Raw genomic sequence first — 16,228 nt, 5'->3', positions numbered from 1 at the left:
TTATCTAGTTTTTGTTAATATTTTCAAGAGCTTGCTCAACGGCTTTGGTTAATTGGTCGGCGCAAGAAGTACCGCGGCCTCCGCAGTCGTTGCCCTTAAGGATTGAGATCGCTTTTGTTGCATCGAAACCCTCTAGAAGCTTGCCAATTGCAGCAGTATTACCAGGACATCCTCCAGAAAATTTTACATTGTGTAATTTGTTATCTTCAAGTCCAAAAGTGATTAGTTTACAACATACGCCAGAAGGCTGAAATGAATAGTTTTGCATAATTTACTCCTATATTTTTTAATATCATTTTAGATAAGATAATTATACTTAGTATGCAAAATTTATCAATAACAGATTTAAGGAAAAGTATTTTTTGATTATAACGGGCTTAGGATTTAGTAATTAAATCCTAGTCTCTATTTTTTTACACTGTAATTAAAGTAAGAATTAATATAAAATGTATTTAATCAATCAAATATGATAAAATACAATTACGATAACTAAGTAAACGATATATTTGATAACATATTTGAGGGGGATTTATATGATTAATAATGATGAGATGTTAGATTATATCTATAATGAGTCAGTATTTTTTAGTGAGCACGTAGATCTAGATAGACTATGCAGATTCTATGATGAAATTACAAAAACACAATTCCTTAGTTGGGAAAACAAACTTTTTTTATGGCATCAGCTGTCAAGATGGTCATTTGTTACTAAGGAATATAGTATTCCATTGGTTATGAAATATAATTGGGATTTATTAAAAGAAATAGATATGAAATTTAAAGAAGCATTTTATGAAGAAAATGTATTTGATAAGCCAGAAAAAAGAATTGCATTTTCTAAGAGAAATAAGGATTTAGTAGTCATTATAACATCCCAACTTATTGCAAAGGGACATGGCCCAACAAAATCAGCTCTTGATAGGGCTGCTTGTTTACAAGATCTTGGCAAAACAGTAATTATATTTAATACTGCAGAATTATTGACGATGGTAGGAAATATTCCATTTAAAAATACCAATGTAGCAACTTATTGTGAGGATAATTTAGAAAAAACAAGTATCGAATGGAAAGGACATGTGATTCCTTATGTTCAATGTGAGCCAAATATGCCAAGCATTGAAGCAGTAAGAGTTTTATATAAAACTATATCTGAGTTAAAACCTGCATTTGTAATGGAAATTGGTAATTCTAGTTTACTAGCAAATTGCATAGATGATCTAATTCCAGTAGTTTTTATTTCCATGGGGCCAAGCCTTTTAACTCCTTGTATATGTTCATATCACACAAGAAATAGAGATTATACTACAGAGGAAAAGGAACTATTAAAATATGTAGGAGTTGATTATGATAGATTTTTCCCATTGCCATTTACCTTTAGTATTAAAGAAGCGAGAAATATATATAAAAAGTCAGATTTAGATATAGCAGAAGATGTATTTGTATCTGTAGTTGTTGGAGCAAGATTATCCTTAGATGTTAATAAAGAATTTTTAGACTTTTTAGAAAAATTTGCATCAGATAAACACTATATAGTATTTTTAGGATTTTGGGATAATTATGAAGATGTAAAAAAAGAAAGACCAGACCTTTTTAAGTATGTTAGATATCTTGGTAATCAAGATGATGTAACTGGAATTATGAGAGCTTGTGATTTATATATTAATCCTTATAGGAGAGGCGGAGGAACATCAGTGGTTGAAGCTATGGCACAAGGACTAGTGGCTCTTGCCATAGATTATGGTGATGTAGCATATAATATTGCCCCTGAATTCTTATGTAAGGATTATGATGAAATGTTAGATAGAATAAAAATTCTTACAACAGATAAAGATGAGTATAATAAGGCTAGAGAAATTGCACTAAAAAGGGCAGAGTATATGTTGGATACTAAGAACGCCATGAAGAATTTGTGTGACATGATCTATGAAAGAGAATCTACAAGCGAAAAAGATTGATTTTAAGACGATAGCTTAATAGCTATCGTCTTTTTTGTTTAGGTAATATATTAACACACAATTAATTGCATTTTTACTATAATTATTTTAGAATATAAATATATAAAATAAGATCGTGGGAATAATTTAGCAGATATAGACATTCAAGTCTAAAGGTATAAGTGTTTCTTTGGTGAATGGGGGAAATTTATGGAGACTATTTATTTGCAAGCGGAAACTATACTTAGATATATAGTAGAGTTTTCTACTCTTTTATTGGAGCTTTTCGGTATTTGTATCCTTGTTTACACCGCTATTAAGAGCTTTATTTATTGGTTAAAGAAGGATGATTCTATTAGGCTTATTCTAGCTCAAGGTATAGCACTAGCCCTAGAATTTAAGCTTGGCGGTGAGGTTTTAAGAACTGTAGTTGTTCGTGAATGGGCGGAACTTGGAATCCTTGGTGCAATTATACTTTTAAGGGCAGCCCTTACATTTTTAATACATTGGGAAATTAAAAATGAGAAGAAGGAACTTGAGGAGCCAAAGAACAAATAAGGCAACAAGCTTAAAATAGGTGATTTTATGATATTTAACAAGAATAAGGAAAATCTAGCAAGCGAGGCTCATGCTTTAAAGATTGAGAAAGAGTGGATGGAGAGGCAGGAGCTTTACGGGAAAGAGCTAGAGGATCACTATAATTATGTAAAGAAATTATTAGATAAAAACGACGTCAAAGCAAGACAACTCCTAGTAATGGAATATTTGAATAAAAAGGACATTCCGGAATATAAATCAGACCAAAAACATGTGAATTTCTTTATTCTACTTTATCTCTACGTGGAAGAGTTAAATAGTATGGAAGAGAGAACTATCCTTGATTGCGCCAGGAATTATGAGGAATTATCTAAGCTTTTGAAGATTTTTAGAATGCTTTTATTCCGTCTTGAATTTACTGGGAATGAAAATGATTCGCTCTTTGCAGAATTTGTTCTAAATAATGGTCTATCTAAAACTTGTGTGGAGCGAATGGTAGCTTTTGTAAATGTAGATAAATACATGATTTACAAGAAACTATCTAATATATTTTTTGAAAATAATAAACTGGTCTATATGTTAGTTATGTTAAAGGCTTGTGATGAAATTAAGCCTAATATAGAAGAAAATATTCTTCTGATGGCTAACATATATAAAATTTTGGGGCTTGAGAAATTAGAAAAGGAATGCTTAGCAAGGTTGGCAAAATAATAGAAACTGGGGAGAAATACTATGGGGGAAAGAATAAATATAACACGTTCTTCTATGCCACCCTATGAGGAATTTATTGATGCGATTAAACCTTTGTGGGATTCGCATTGGATGACCAATATGGGTAGATATCACAATGAATTAGAGGAGAAGCTGAAGGATTATTTAAAGGTTGATAAAATCTCGCTTTTAGTCAATGGACATATGTCTCTTGAAATGATAATTCAGGCCTTCTCTTTTCCAGAGGGCAGTGAAATTATAACTAGCCCTTTTACCTTTATATCCACAACCCATGCAATTGTTAGAAATGGCTGTAAACCAGTATTTTGCGATGTTAAGGCCAGTGATGGAACAATTGACGAAGAAAAAATAGAGGATTTGATTACGGAAAAAACTGTGGCAATCCTTCCAATTCATGTTTATGGAAATTTATGCGCTATAGAAAAAATAGAAAAAATAGCTAAGGACTACAATCTTAAAGTCATTTATGATGCGGCTCATGCCTTTGGAGAAAGTCTTAATGAGGTGGGAATTGGCAACTTTGGTGATGCCTCAATTCTAAGTTTTCACGCCACAAAGGTTTTTAATAGTATAGAAGGCGGCGCAGTATGTTTTCATGATGATTGGATTTATGAGAAGTTATATAACCTTAAAAATTTCGGAATTCGCAGCGAAACTTTAGTAGCTGAGGTTGGCGCAAATGCTAAGATGAACGAATTTTGTGCCATTATGGGTCTATGTAATTTAAGACATCTAACAGATGCAATTAAGTCTAGAAAGGAGGCCTTTGATTATTACTGTGAGGCCATTGATAAAATAAAAGGTATAAGCTCCTTTAGAGTGCTTAAGCCTGGGGAAGTCAATAATTATGCCTATTTCCCAATCTTAGTTACAGATGAGGCAAGCTGCAATAGAGATGAGATTTACGATAAGCTGCGGGCAGATGATATATTTGCAAGAAAATATTTCTACCCCATTACTGCAGACCAAAACTGTTTTAGAAACAAGTATAAGGAAGTTGATCTTCATGTAGCAAGAGATTTATCTAAGCATATATTAACCTTGCCTTTATACGAAGGCATTACAAGAGCAGAACAGGATAGGGTTATTAAGGCGCTATCTTAAGGGGGATTTATGAAAAAAAGAGACACAGGATTAGAGGGAATAATTGAATATTTCGGAAAAGTCAAAAATGAATTTGAGGGGGAATTTGAATTAGAGTCTATAGCTGAGAAGATAGCAGCAATTCCTACACTAATAGATGCGGTAAAAAAGCTAGTCTTTCCAGAGATTCTAGAGGATTATTTAGAATATTTTGATTTCATAGTTGTTTTTTTTGATTCTTGTAAAAATGAGACATTTTTAAAGGAAAATATTCAAGACGTGTATGATTCTGTAAATCTTTTAGCTAGTGGTCTAGAGGAGATTAAAGAGCGAATAGAAGGCTTGCAGGGCTTTTGTCCGTGTTGTGGAAAGGAAGTTTACTATAGTGCTAAGGATGGACAATGCAAGAATTGTACGAGCTCAAGAAGAGACAGACTTGTAAGTTTATTCTTAAAAAAGATTTCCCTATCTACAGCTACAGAAGAAACTAGTGTCTTACAAATCGCTCCAACTCCTGTAATTGATGCCTATATAAATTTGTGGTGTCCACTTATTAAATATGAAAGTTTAAATGCATTTCAGACAGATCTTACTTTTAAGGAAGATACCGAAAAGCTAAAGCAAAAAGAGGATAAAAGCTATGATTTAATCATTCTTTCAAAGCTTGCTATAGATAAATTGTCTGAGGGGGGATTTTTAGAAAATCTAAAAAGGATTCTAAAAGATGATGGTGAGATAGTAATTTTAGCAGAGTTAGGGGATTTAGAAGATTCGGATAATCCAGAAATTTCTAGCATATCAGAAAAGATTATAGCTAGTCTAAATGCTAACTTCTATCTAACAGAGCTTGGAATTGAATATTTTGGACAAGAAGATTTTGAAAAAAGTGGACTTGCTTGTTCTAGCCTATTAACAGTTTTGACTAAGACTAAGTTAGAGGATTTCTATAAAGGCTTTAGACCTGTAATTAATAAGGATTTAATTGAAAATGGTCCTCTAGTTTCAGTAATTATGCCTGCTTATAATCATGAGAAATATGTAAGAAGGGCTATTGAGAGTGTAATTAATCAAAGCTATAAGAACATAGAATTTATTGTATGCGATGATGCCTCAACGGATAAGACTACTGAAATTATGAAGGAGTATTCTAAATATTACAAAAAAGAATTTTACTTTAAAGAAAATCTAAGGGGTAGAATTCCTTTTTTAGCTAAAGAAGCTAGTGGAAAATATATTGCACTTATGCATTCTGATGATGTATGGGATAAGGATAAACTAGCTATTCAGATAGATTATTTGGAGAAAAATGGAGGAATCTCCTTAACTTGGGCCTACTATTTGCGAGATGATGGTGAAACAACAGGAGATGCAGTATTTTTTGAAAAAAATCGAAGTCGAACTCAATGGCTAAAATACCTTTGGGAGAATTCTAATTGCTTTTGTAATCCCTCTTCAGTCATGAAAAGAGAGATATTTTTAGAAGAGCAAAAGCATGGCCTTGCTTGCAGGCAATTGCCGGATTTTTTTAAGTGGGTAGATTATTTATGTAAGTATGATTTGCATCTTATTTGCCTTCCACTAACCTATCTTGGAGTGCATTACACAGGGGATAATAAAAATGAATCCGCTCCAACAGATGATAACATTTATAGAACCTCAGTGGAGGAGGGCTTTGTTTGGATGCAGGTCTTAGAAGATATGGAGGATACACTTTTTGCGGCTGCCTTTAAGGATTTATTCAGAAGAAAAGAGGCTACCAGTAGGGAAGAGCTAATGTGTGAGCGATATTTTCTTCTTTTAGATAGTGAAAAAACAGCCCAGCAAACCAGCGCAATTTTTTATATGCATAGACATTACTCAGAAATCATAGACTGTCTAAAGGAAAAATATAATTACATAAAGGCTGATTTTATGCAGGATGAACTTAAAAAAGGCTTTATGCAATTTTTGGATAAAAAAGACACTATAGTGAAGAAATAAGAATTTTAGATGAGGGTTAAATATGAAAGAAATTGGGGGTTACTTTGAATTAGAGGTTAATAATTTTGATATGTTACACAAGGAGGCCTATGCCTTTAACACAGGTTCAAATTGCCTAGCTTTTCTTATTAATGCGAGGCATATTAAAAAGATTAGAATTCCCATATATGCCTGTTCATCTATTAAAGCCACTTGTAAAAAATATGGTCTGGCTCTAAAAGAATATAGAATCGATAATAAGCTTAGACCCGCTAATTACCTAGAAGAGGATATGAAATTAGAGCCCGAGGAATGGCTATATGTCATAAATTATTACGGTCAGTTAGAGGAGGACTACTTATATAAGTTAAAGAAAAAATACGACAGAGTAATCATAGATAATGTGCAGGCATATTATCAAAAAAGAACAGAGAATTGTGATTGCATATACTCTGCAAGAAAGTTTTTTGGAGTGGCAGATGGTGCTTTTCTTTACACAGATGCCGACCTTAAAGAGGAATATGAAAAACTAGAATACGAAGAAGTAAGGGAGAATATGTCTCATTTACTAGGACGTTTCGAAAAAAGTGCCAAGAATTTTTTTGAAGACTTTAGACATAATGAAGAAAAGTTGGCTAGGGCAGATATTAAGAAGATGTCTTTAATTAGCAAAAATCTTTTGAAGGGAATTGATTATGAAAATGTTGGCAGGAAACGACAGGATAACGCCAGATTTTTACAGGAAAAACTAGGAAAGATTAATGAGTTAGATATTGTAGTGGGCTTAGGTGCATTTTCATATCCCTTAATGATAAAAGATGCAGAAAAATTAAGGGATAGATTGATCTTTAAAAATATATATCTGCCGCTTTTGTGGCCTAATGTTTTAGTGGAAGCATCGGAGGATTCTTTTGAGTATAAAATGGCAGACTCAGTGCTAAACCTAGTTTGCGACCAAAGATATGATTTAGAAGATATGAAATACATGTGCGAACTCTTGATGGGAGAAATGGGGGACTTATGAAGAAGATAATTCTTTTTGGAGCCACAGGAAATGTAGGCTCTTACGTGCTTTTATATCTAATTGATTATTTTAAAGATAAGGGCTTTGAAGTCATAGCTAGTGGAAGAAGAAAGACAGACTTTTTTGAAAAAATGGGCATTAAATACATTTCTGTGGATATAGCTAAGAAGGAAGATTTTCATAAGCTGCCAACAGAGGAGGTTTTTGCAGTAATTGACCTAGCAGCAGTGATACCTTCTTATATGGATGATTACAGCCCAGAAAAATATATTAATTCCAACATCATTGGAGGCTTTAATATCTTGGAATATTGTAGAAAAGTTGGGGCTGATAGAATCATTTTCTCCACAACGGTTTTTGATATTTCTAATTATGCGCAAGAGGGCTATGTTTTAAAGCCAGACCTTCCCCTAAACTTTAGTTATAAAGGGGATCACGCGGTTTATGTAATTAGTAAGAACACAACTATTGAGCTTTTAAAGCATTACCATGAGGAATACGGCCTTAAGTATTTTATATTTAGGTTTCCAACCATCTATAACTACAGCTCTTATCAGTATTATTATCCGGGAGGCGTTAAGACTTTAAGGCCTGTTTATAGGATGATTAATAATGCTATGAAGGGCGAGGATATCGAGCTTTGGGGCAATCCTAATTATTCTAAGGATATGGTTTATGTAAATGATTGCGCCCAGATGATAGCTAAGGCTATTGAAGTTAATAAAGATACTGGTTTTTATAATGTGGGAACAGGAATACCAGTAACTCTAAAGGAGCAGATAGAGGCCATAATTGATGTTTTCTCACCTCCAGATAAGAAGTCTAAGATTATCTATCGTCCGGAAAAGAAGGCCATGGGCGGCTTTTTAATGGATGTGGAAAATGCAAAAAAGGATTTAGGATATGAGCCTAAATATGATGTTCATGCTCTTTTTAGTGAATACAAAAAGGAAATGGAACTTAAGCGTTTTGATGAATTAAGGCGTAAGAATTAGGACTTTTAGGCATTAATAGAAAATTAGGCATTAATAGAAAAACTAAGAGGTGCTTATGAAACTAGGTATTATGCAACCTTATTTTTTCCCTTATATTGGCTATTGGCAGCTTATAAATTTGGTAGATAAATACGTGATTTATGATGATGTCAATTATATTAAGGGAGGATGGATTAATAGAAATAAGATTCTTATTAATGGGGAGGCTACATTTTTAAACCTTTATTTAAGCCTTGCTAGTCCTAATAAGAAAATCAACGAAATAGAGATAGATAGCGGGATTAGGAATCAGAAGAATTTAAAAAGGATTGTTATGACTTATAAAAAGGCCCCTTATTATGAAGAGACTTATCCTTTGCTAGAAGAGCTTTTAACTAGCAAAGAGACTAATTTAGCTAAGTTGAATGGAAAAATCATAAAAGAAATATCAAGCTATCTTTCCATGAATACTGAATTTGTCTATTCTTCAGAAATTGAAAAAAACGGACATTTAAAAGGACAGGAAAAGTTACTTGATATATGTAAAAGACTTGGAGCTAGTGACTATTATAATGCTATTGGTGGCAAGGCTTTGTATGACCAGGAAAGCTTTAGAAGTGAAGGGATTAGATTACATTTTCTAAAGACCAAGGAAATTAGATATAAGCAGTTTGATTCGGACTTTGTGCCAAATCTTTCTATAATAGACCTTCTAATGTTTAATGGTAGGGAAGGAACTAAGGAATTGTTAAAATGTTACACTTTAGAGGAGTAGTTTATGGATGATAAGAAGTTTGCCTTTATAATGTGTGTAAATGATGAGGACATGGCAGCAGAGGCCCTTTATTATATTTCAAGGTTAGATATTCCACAGGGTTATAGCGTTGAGGATATTGAGGTGGTGGATGCAGTTTCAATGACTAGTGGCTATAATGAGGGCATGAAAGCTAGTGATGCCAAGTATAAGATTTATCTTCATCAAGATGTGATGATTGTAAATAAGCGATTTCTTTATGAGGCGCTAGACATTTTCAAAGATCCAAAGATTGGTATGTTTGGCTGCGTTGGCTCTCCTAAGATGCCAGAAAATAAGATATTGTGGAAGTCAAGAGCTGTGGGGGCTTCGTATCACAGCAATAATTACGAGACCTTTATGTCTATATTTGATAACGAGAAGAAAAAATACATGGAGGTGGAGGCCTTAGACGGGGTCATAATGGTGACTCAAGTGGACCTTCCTTGGAGGGAGGATGTGTTTACAGGTTGGGATTTTTATGATATTAGTCAGTCCTATGAATTTAGAAAGAAGGGCTATAAGGTGGTGACTCCTCACCAGGATATTCCATGGACTTTCCATGATGAGGGCTTTATAAATTATAAGGAATATTATAAGTATAGGAAGATCTTTAGGAATCTTTATGGATAAGAGAGAGTTCGTCTTGACTAACAAAATATTCCATTGATATACTGAAAAAACCGTGAGGGAGTAGTAAGCGACTTCGTCGTAATAAGTCAACATACTGGTGTCAAAACCTGGCTTATTTTAAATTGCGAGACTCATGTAGAGCGTATGGCTGTACATGGGCGAAGTTTATCTAATTTGAACTTATCCGGATGCAGCATATGCATCCGGCTTTTTTTATTGGATGAAAATGTATCAAATTATATCAATCGGAGGACTTTATGTTAAATTTGTTAGTTGATAGTGCCATGTTAGGGGTTGGCCTTGCCATGGACGCCTTTTCCGTATCTATTGTAAACGGACTTAATGAGCCAAATATGAGAAGAAGAAAGAGTGTTGCTATTGCAGGAACTTTCGCCTTCTTTCAGTTTATAATGCCTTTAATAGGCTGGACTTGTGTTCATACAATTTCTGAGCTTTTTAAGGAATTTCAAAAATGTATTCCATGGATTGCCTTGATTTTACTTATCTACATTGGTGGAAAGATGTTAATTGAGGGTATTAAGGATATGCTTTGTGTTACAGATTGTAGTGAACATGATAAGAAGATGCAGGAAATAGTCTGTCTTGGGAGAATGGCTCTTTTTGTACAGGGAATTGCCACATCTATTGATGCTCTATCAGTAGGTTTTACAATTTCAGGCTACGGCTTTTTTGAAGCGCTATTCTCGTCAATAATTATCGCTATTGTTACATTTTTCATATGCATCTTTGGACTAATATCAGGTAAGAAGTTTGGTGAGAAGCTCTCTGATAAGGCTACAATTGTAGGTGGACTTATATTGATTTTTATTGGTTTAAAGGTATTTATTGGTGGATTTTAAGAAGTGCCAGTTTTAAAAAGTAAAGCGGACATTCGGAATCCGCTTCGCTACTTCCTCATGAACGCAGTGGCACTTTGTGCCACCTGTCAGAAGGGGCTTTAACCCCTTCTGACACTAATAAGCTTTATACCCCCGCTTAAAGCTTACGCTTTTGAAGCGGGGGATTGCTTACACTGCGTTCATAAAAAATTGTCACAATAAATTATTACTTTATTACACTAAATCTTTGGTTGTATCGGGCATAATTATGTTATACAATAAAAGCGTCTATAGGTGAGGATTACTAGAATGTAAAATTCATTAGGGAGCTTTAGTGCAAATGAGAATTTTTATGAAAAAAAGATGGTTGAGCCTCGTTTTAATCTACTCTTTATTGATTGGGACTATAGCAGGAGTATTTTTAAGCGAGAAAGTAAGGGCCGACAACTCAAAAGTTGTATATGTTGGCTATTATGAGAACGAAATCTTCCAGGAAGGGGCCAGAGATGGCGCTGTAAAAACCGGTTACGCCTACGAGTATTATCGTAAACTTTCCGAATATACAGGATGGAAGTATGAGTATGTCTATGGTACATACAATGAGCTTTATGAACAATTATTGGATGGAGAGATTGATTTACTTGCAGGTCTTGCAAAGACACCTGAAAGAGAAGAGCTGATTTCTTATCCTACTATGCCTATGGGAACCGAAATTTACCATCTTATTAAACACACATATGATACAGATGTAACTAACGATCCAACTTCATTTTCTAATAAAAAAATTGGAATTCTAAATAGTGCAATAATTGATGTCTTTTATAATTATGTTCTAGAATATGATGTGGATTGTAATGTAATTAAATATGATGATTACGAGTCTTTATTGCATGATTTCGATAATGGAGGAATAGATATCGCTGCTGTTGAAGGTAGCGGAACATATAGTCGTACTAATTCAGAGGTTGTAGGAACTTTTGGTTCTTCTGACTTTTATTTGTGTGTTAACAAGGATAGACCTGATTTATTAGAGGAACTTGATAATGCGCAGACTTCAATTACTAATCAAGAACCTAATTTTATCAGCAATTTAAAGAACAAGTATTATCAAGGTAGTGTAACTAGTTTGTCATTTTCAAGTTCTGAGAAGGAATGGATTGAGAATAATGATAAGTTAGTTGTTGGTTATCTTGAAAATTTATTACCTCTTAGTGATACAGATTCTAATGGAAATGTTACGGGTATTATAAAGGATATTATACCCCAGATACTAAGTAATTTATCTCTTTCTGATATAGATGTTAGTTATGTTGGATATGCGTCTTATGAAGATATGATGCAAGATATTAGTAATGAAAAAATAGATATAGCCTTTCCAGTCAATGATAGTCTTTTTTATTCAGAAATAAATGAAATTTATCCTTCTAATTCATTACTATCAGTTTCTAATGAATTGGTATTTAAAAAGAATAAGGATACAAGTAAAGTACACACTTTGGCAGTTAATAGAAATAATGGTATGCAATACTATTATACTAAAAGTTCTTATCCTAATGCGGAAATTATTTATTATCCGGATATAGAATCTTGCTTAAAAGCAGTAAAGAATGGGCAAGTAGATGCCACTGTTTTAAGTAGTTTAAGAGCCTATGATATTTTAAAAAATAGTAAATATAATGCTTTATCAGCTATTCCTCTTAGTCTTAGAGAGGATATTTGTTTTGGTGTAAAGATTGGTAATGAGGGCTTATTGAAATTGATAAACCGTGGAGTTGCACTTTTTAATCCAGATTACATAAGTAGTTTAACAACACATTATACGGATAAGCTTTATACTTATACTTTTTTTGATTTAGTAAGGGATCATATTGCTATATTTATTGTTATCTCAATTGCGATTTTTGTAATGATAACTACAGCTGTTATTATTTCAATGAGATCCAAGGTTGAAAAGGCCAGAAAACAACGAAGAGCAATTCAAAAGGTCTTTAATCAAATGATACGAGCATTTGCAAAAATAATTGATAAGAAAGATGAGTATACTAGTGGACATTCTTTTAGAGTAGCAAATTATTCACGAAGATTAGCTCTAAAAATTGGCTATAGCCCTGAAAAAGCAGAGAAGGTCTACAATGTGGCACTTCTTCACGATATTGGTAAAATTCTAATACCGAATGACATTTTACATAAGAAAGATGTGCTTAATGAAGATGAATACAATCAGGTCAAGAAGCACCCTGAATATGGAAATGAAATTCTACAGGAAATTGACTTGATCCCTGAGATTTCCTATGGTGCCGGTTATCATCATGAACGTTTTGATGGTAAGGGCTACCCAGAAGGTTTAAAGGGTGATGAAATTCCAGAGATTGCTCAGATTATTTCTGTTGCCGATGCCTTTGATGCCATGTATTCTACAAGACCATATAGAAAGAAGATGGACTTAGAGGAGTGCTTAAATGAAATACAGGAAGGAGCTGGAAGTCAGTTTAATCCTGACTTTGCACAAGCTTTTATTGAACTTGTAAAAGAAGGCAAGCTTGAAAAGGTAGAGGAAGAAAACAATGACATATTGTGGTGGTAATTATATTAACTTTATGTGGTGGAATTTAGGACATAACAAATTTTGTTATGTCCTTTTTTTATAGCAATAAGAAAAACTTATAGCCCATGATAAAATTAAACGATTTTTCAAGTTAAGGATGTGATGCTAGTATAATCCTATCTTAAGAAAAGGAGAAATGATTTATGAAAAAGAGTTTATTTAAGAAGGTTACAAGTTTATTAATGGCAACAGCACTTTTAGCTGTTAGTTTAACAGCTTGCAAGACAAGCAATTCAACAAGTAAAGCTGATGATAAGGTTTATAGAACAGTAGATGAAATAAAGGAAAGCGGCGTTATAAATATAGGTGTCTTCTCTGATAAAAGTCCATTTGGTTATGTTGATGAAAATGGTAACTATGCAGGTTATGATGTTTACTTTGCAAATCAGATTGCTAAGGATTTAGGAGTAGAAGTAAATTTTGTTTCAACTGAGGCAGCAAACAGAATTGAATACTTACAGACAGGTAAAGTTGATATTATCTTAGCTAACTTTACAGTAACAGATGAGAGAAAAGAAGAAGTTGATTTTTCTCTTCCATATATGAATGTTTCCCTTGGTGTTGTATCTCCAAGCAATGCTGTAGTAGAAAGCCTTGATGATCTTGGAAAAAATGATCAGGTAATTGTAATTTCAGGAACTACAGCAGAGACATATTTAACTAAGAATTATCCTAATATAAAGCTTCAGAAGTACGATTCATATGCAGCAGCTAAGACAGCTTTTGAAAATAAGAACGGCGTAGCTTGGGCAAATGATAATACAGAAGTAATTGCATTTTCATTAGAAAACGAAGGTTACACAGTAGGCATTCCATCACTAGGAGATGCAGATACAATCGCACCTGCCGTAACAAAGGGTAATGAATCTTTACTTAATTGGTTAAATGAAGAAACTGTAAGTTTAGCTGCAAAGAACTTCTTCCATGAGGATTATGAAGCAACTCTTAAGGATACTTACGGTGAAGATTACGAGGATACACTTGTTGTAGAGTCAACATCACTTACTAACAACTAATGTATTTAGTAAATAGAAAGGTTAATTGTTAATGGATAAGGACGTAATTATATCATATATTCCTCACTTTAAAGAAGCCTTATTCTTAACTTTAAAAATAGGATGGTTAGGCATTTTACTTAGCTTGATTATAGGCTTAGTAGGTGCCAGCCTCCTGCATTTTAAGGTAAAATTTTTACAAAAAATAGTAGGGATATATATCGAGATTTTTAGAAACACACCTTTATTAATTCAGTTATTCTTTATTTATTTTGCACTGCCAAAAGTAGGTATTCAAATTACTGCAGAAAAATGTGGTGTCTTGGGTTTGGGATTACTTGGTGGTGCCTATATGATAGAGACTTTTAGAAGTGGATTAGAAGCAGTGACGACTATTCAAACTGAAAGTGCTCTTAGTTTAGGGTTTAGTAAAGCTAAGACATTTAGATATATCATTTTACCACAGGCTCTATCAATGAGTATTCCGGGACTAGTTGCAAACATTATCTTCTTATTAAAGGAGACTTCCGTATTTTCAACAATCAGCTTAATGGATTTAATGTTTACAGCTAAAGATTTAATTGGAATGTATGCAAAGACTACGGAAAATCTTTTCCTTTTAGTTGTCTTTTATTTAATAATGCTAATCCCTGTTTCTATAATCGGGGCAATAGTGGAAAGGAAGGTTAGATATGCAGGCTTTGGGGATTGATGTGTTATTTAAAGGTACGAATCTTTTTAGATTGCTTCAAGGCTTGTGGGTTTCTATTGAGATAAGTTTGATTTCAGTAGTAATAAGCATTGTCTTAGGCTTAATTGTAGGTATTTTAATGACTATAGACCGACCATTTTTACGTATCATTTTGAAAATATATCTAGAAGTTGTAAGAATTATGCCACAGATGGTTCTTCTCTTTATTGTTTATTTTGGAACAACAAGAGTTTTTGGTTGGGACTTGTCAGCTGAATTTTCTGCAATCTTCGTATTTAGTTTTTGGGGAACTGCAGAAATGGGCGACTTGGTTCGAGGTGCCATAAAGACAATTCCAAAGATACAGTTTGAATCAAGTTTGGCCTTAGGTTTTAATACAGTACAAACTTTTGTTGTAATAATTATACCTCAAACTATTAGAAGATTAATTCCATTGGCAATTAATCTTATAACAAGAATGATAAAGACTACTTCTTTAGTTATGATGATAGGAAATGTTGAGGTTTTAAAGGTTGCACAGCAGATTATTGAAGCTAATAGAAATACATCACCAAATGCAGCTTTTGGTGTATTTGCATTTGTGTTCTTTTTGTATTTTATTATTTGCTGGCCAATCAGTAGATTAAGTATATATCTAGAAAAAAGGTGGGCATAAAATGAATGAGCTATTAGATGTGAAATATCTTCATAAAGAATTTGATAACAATGTTGTTTTAAAGGATATAAACTTATCCGTTAAAAAGGGAGAGGTAGTTGTAATTATAGGTCCAAGTGGTTGTGGTAAAAGTACATTTTTACGCTGCTTAAATGGACTTGAAGAAATTCAGTCAGGAGTTATAAGAGTAGATGGACTAGAGGTAAATCCAAAGAATAAGGATATTGTAAAATTAAGACAAAAAATCGGAATGGTATTTCAATCCTACGAACTTTTCCCACATTTATCTGTAATAGATAATTTAATTATTGCTCCAATGAAGGTGCAAAAAAGAAAGAGAGAAGAAGTTACAAAGGAAGCCTTAAAGCTTTTAGACAGGGTTGATTTGCTAGATAAAAAGGATATGTATCCAAGACAGTTATCTGGCGGTCAAAAGCAGAGAGTTGCTATTGTAAGAGCATTACTTGTACATCCTGAAATTATTCTTTTTGATGAGGTAACAGCAGCTCTTGATCCTGAAATGGTATATGAAGTCTTAGAGACAATGCAAGAACTTGCAAGACAAGGATCAACTATGATTATTGTTACTCATGAAATGAATTTTGCAAAAGCAGTGGCAGATAAAATAATATTTTTTGATAAGGGAGAAATTGTTGAAGAAACAGATGATGTGGAGGGATTTTTTGCATCTCCAAAAACAGAAAGAGCTGCTAAGTTTCTAGATAGATTCCAGTTTACAACACGATTATAATT

The 16,228-nt window shown here is 33.3% G+C and carries 16 protein-coding genes; 15 read left to right on the top strand and 1 reads right to left on the bottom strand.

Annotated features, from left to right (window positions below):
• Positions 1 to 4 precede the first annotated feature (4 nt).
• Entirely contained in the window at positions 5 to 268 is a 264-nt protein-coding gene (locus tag G600_RS0111660; protein WP_027432074.1) for a TIGR03905 family TSCPD domain-containing protein, read from the bottom strand.
• Between the two features lie 265 nt (positions 269 to 533).
• Between G600_RS0111660 and G600_RS0111655 the strand changes: the two genes are divergently transcribed.
• The 15 genes from G600_RS0111655 to G600_RS0111585 all read left to right on the top strand — a co-directional run bounded on the left by G600_RS0111655 (position 534) and on the right by G600_RS0111585 (position 16,226).
• Positions 534 to 1,955 carry a glycosyltransferase gene (locus tag G600_RS0111655; RefSeq protein ID WP_027432073.1) on the top strand — a complete coding sequence of 474 codons (1,422 nt, stop codon included), beginning with the start codon at positions 534 to 536 and terminating at the stop codon, positions 1,953 to 1,955.
• Between the two features lie 189 nt (positions 1,956 to 2,144).
• The gene (locus G600_RS0111650; RefSeq protein ID WP_027432072.1) at positions 2,145 to 2,492 is read left to right on the top strand and encodes a DUF1622 domain-containing protein; all 348 of its coding nucleotides are present in this window, start codon (positions 2,145 to 2,147) and stop codon (positions 2,490 to 2,492) included.
• A gap of 27 nt (positions 2,493 to 2,519) precedes the next feature.
• On the top strand, positions 2,520 to 3,182 hold the full coding sequence (locus G600_RS0111645; RefSeq protein ID WP_027432071.1) for a hypothetical protein: 663 nt from the start codon (positions 2,520 to 2,522) through the stop codon (positions 3,180 to 3,182).
• 21 nt (positions 3,183 to 3,203) lie between these two features.
• The gene (locus G600_RS0111640) at positions 3,204 to 4,307 is read left to right on the top strand and encodes a DegT/DnrJ/EryC1/StrS family aminotransferase (protein WP_027432070.1); all 1,104 of its coding nucleotides are present in this window, start codon (positions 3,204 to 3,206) and stop codon (positions 4,305 to 4,307) included.
• A 9-nt stretch (positions 4,308 to 4,316) separates the two neighbouring features.
• Positions 4,317 to 6,266, top strand: a complete 1,950-nt coding sequence (locus G600_RS0111635; RefSeq protein ID WP_027432069.1) for a glycosyltransferase family 2 protein — start codon at positions 4,317 to 4,319, stop codon at positions 6,264 to 6,266.
• A gap of 22 nt (positions 6,267 to 6,288) precedes the next feature.
• Positions 6,289 to 7,269, top strand: coding sequence for a hypothetical protein (locus G600_RS0111630; RefSeq protein ID WP_027432068.1), 981 nt, complete (start codon positions 6,289 to 6,291; stop codon positions 7,267 to 7,269).
• Positions 7,266 to 8,264 (top strand): NAD-dependent epimerase/dehydratase family protein, encoded by a 999-nt coding sequence (locus tag G600_RS0111625; RefSeq protein WP_027432067.1) that lies wholly within the window; start codon positions 7,266 to 7,268, stop codon positions 8,262 to 8,264. Before G600_RS0111630 ends, G600_RS0111625 begins: the two co-directional genes overlap by 4 nt.
• 55 nt (positions 8,265 to 8,319) lie before the next feature.
• A complete protein-coding gene (locus G600_RS0111620) occupies positions 8,320 to 9,018 on the top strand; it encodes a WbqC family protein (RefSeq protein WP_027432066.1) in 699 nt (232 codons plus the stop codon).
• A 3-nt stretch (positions 9,019 to 9,021) separates the two neighbouring features.
• Positions 9,022 to 9,669 (top strand): glycosyltransferase family protein, encoded by a 648-nt coding sequence (locus G600_RS0111615; protein ID WP_027432065.1) that lies wholly within the window; start codon positions 9,022 to 9,024, stop codon positions 9,667 to 9,669.
• Positions 9,670 to 9,926: 257 nt separating this feature from the next.
• The gene (locus G600_RS0111610) at positions 9,927 to 10,529 is read left to right on the top strand and encodes a manganese efflux pump MntP (RefSeq protein WP_027432064.1); all 603 of its coding nucleotides are present in this window, start codon (positions 9,927 to 9,929) and stop codon (positions 10,527 to 10,529) included.
• A gap of 331 nt (positions 10,530 to 10,860) precedes the next feature.
• A complete protein-coding gene (locus tag G600_RS15250; protein ID WP_162141504.1) occupies positions 10,861 to 13,092 on the top strand; it encodes an HD domain-containing phosphohydrolase in 2,232 nt (743 codons plus the stop codon).
• A gap of 164 nt (positions 13,093 to 13,256) precedes the next feature.
• Positions 13,257 to 14,129 carry a transporter substrate-binding domain-containing protein gene (locus tag G600_RS0111600; protein WP_027432063.1) on the top strand — a complete coding sequence of 291 codons (873 nt, stop codon included), beginning with the start codon at positions 13,257 to 13,259 and terminating at the stop codon, positions 14,127 to 14,129.
• Between the two features lie 31 nt (positions 14,130 to 14,160).
• Positions 14,161 to 14,820: an amino acid ABC transporter permease gene (locus tag G600_RS0111595; protein ID WP_027432062.1), complete on the top strand. Its 660-nt coding sequence runs from the start codon at positions 14,161 to 14,163 to the stop codon at positions 14,818 to 14,820.
• Entirely contained in the window at positions 14,801 to 15,475 is a 675-nt protein-coding gene (locus G600_RS0111590) for an amino acid ABC transporter permease (RefSeq protein WP_027432061.1), read from the top strand. Before G600_RS0111595 ends, G600_RS0111590 begins: the two co-directional genes overlap by 20 nt.
• Position 15,476: 1 nt before the next feature.
• Positions 15,477 to 16,226: an amino acid ABC transporter ATP-binding protein gene (locus G600_RS0111585; RefSeq protein ID WP_027432060.1), complete on the top strand. Its 750-nt coding sequence runs from the start codon at positions 15,477 to 15,479 to the stop codon at positions 16,224 to 16,226.
• The last annotated feature ends 2 nt before the right edge of the window (positions 16,227 to 16,228 follow it).

Source organism: Lachnospira multipara ATCC 19207, assembly GCF_000424105.1.
GTDB lineage: Bacteria > Bacillota > Clostridia > Lachnospirales > Lachnospiraceae > Lachnospira > Lachnospira multipara.
The sequence above is the reverse complement of the archived record's forward strand: the minus strand, read 5'-3'. Positions and strand labels throughout refer to the sequence as shown.

Excerpts from the sequence above, each read along its gene's own strand:
- G600_RS0111600 (WP_027432063.1), top strand. The coding sequence starts at position 13,257 with ATGAAAAAGAGTTTATTTAAGAAGGTTACAAGTTTATTAATGGCAACA.
- G600_RS0111635 (WP_027432069.1), top strand. The coding sequence starts at position 4,317 with ATGAAAAAAAGAGACACAGGATTAGAGGGAATAATTGAATATTTCGGA.
- G600_RS0111615 (WP_027432065.1), top strand. The coding sequence starts at position 9,022 with ATGGATGATAAGAAGTTTGCCTTTATAATGTGTGTAAATGATGAGGAC.
- G600_RS0111620 (WP_027432066.1), top strand. The coding sequence starts at position 8,320 with ATGAAACTAGGTATTATGCAACCTTATTTTTTCCCTTATATTGGCTAT.
- G600_RS0111660 (WP_027432074.1), bottom strand. The coding sequence starts at position 268 with ATGCAAAACTATTCATTTCAGCCTTCTGGCGTATGTTGTAAACTAATC.
- G600_RS0111625 (WP_027432067.1), top strand. The coding sequence starts at position 7,266 with ATGAAGAAGATAATTCTTTTTGGAGCCACAGGAAATGTAGGCTCTTAC.
- G600_RS0111585 (WP_027432060.1), top strand. The coding sequence starts at position 15,477 with ATGAATGAGCTATTAGATGTGAAATATCTTCATAAAGAATTTGATAAC.
- G600_RS0111655 (WP_027432073.1), top strand. The coding sequence starts at position 534 with ATGATTAATAATGATGAGATGTTAGATTATATCTATAATGAGTCAGTA.
- G600_RS0111640 (WP_027432070.1), top strand. The coding sequence starts at position 3,204 with ATGGGGGAAAGAATAAATATAACACGTTCTTCTATGCCACCCTATGAG.
- G600_RS0111595 (WP_027432062.1), top strand. The coding sequence starts at position 14,161 with ATGGATAAGGACGTAATTATATCATATATTCCTCACTTTAAAGAAGCC.
- G600_RS0111610 (WP_027432064.1), top strand. The coding sequence starts at position 9,927 with ATGTTAAATTTGTTAGTTGATAGTGCCATGTTAGGGGTTGGCCTTGCC.
- G600_RS15250 (WP_162141504.1), top strand. The coding sequence starts at position 10,861 with ATGAAAAAAAGATGGTTGAGCCTCGTTTTAATCTACTCTTTATTGATT.
- G600_RS0111630 (WP_027432068.1), top strand. The coding sequence starts at position 6,289 with ATGAAAGAAATTGGGGGTTACTTTGAATTAGAGGTTAATAATTTTGAT.
- G600_RS0111650 (WP_027432072.1), top strand. The coding sequence starts at position 2,145 with ATGGAGACTATTTATTTGCAAGCGGAAACTATACTTAGATATATAGTA.
- G600_RS0111645 (WP_027432071.1), top strand. The coding sequence starts at position 2,520 with ATGATATTTAACAAGAATAAGGAAAATCTAGCAAGCGAGGCTCATGCT.
- G600_RS0111590 (WP_027432061.1), top strand. The coding sequence starts at position 14,801 with ATGCAGGCTTTGGGGATTGATGTGTTATTTAAAGGTACGAATCTTTTT.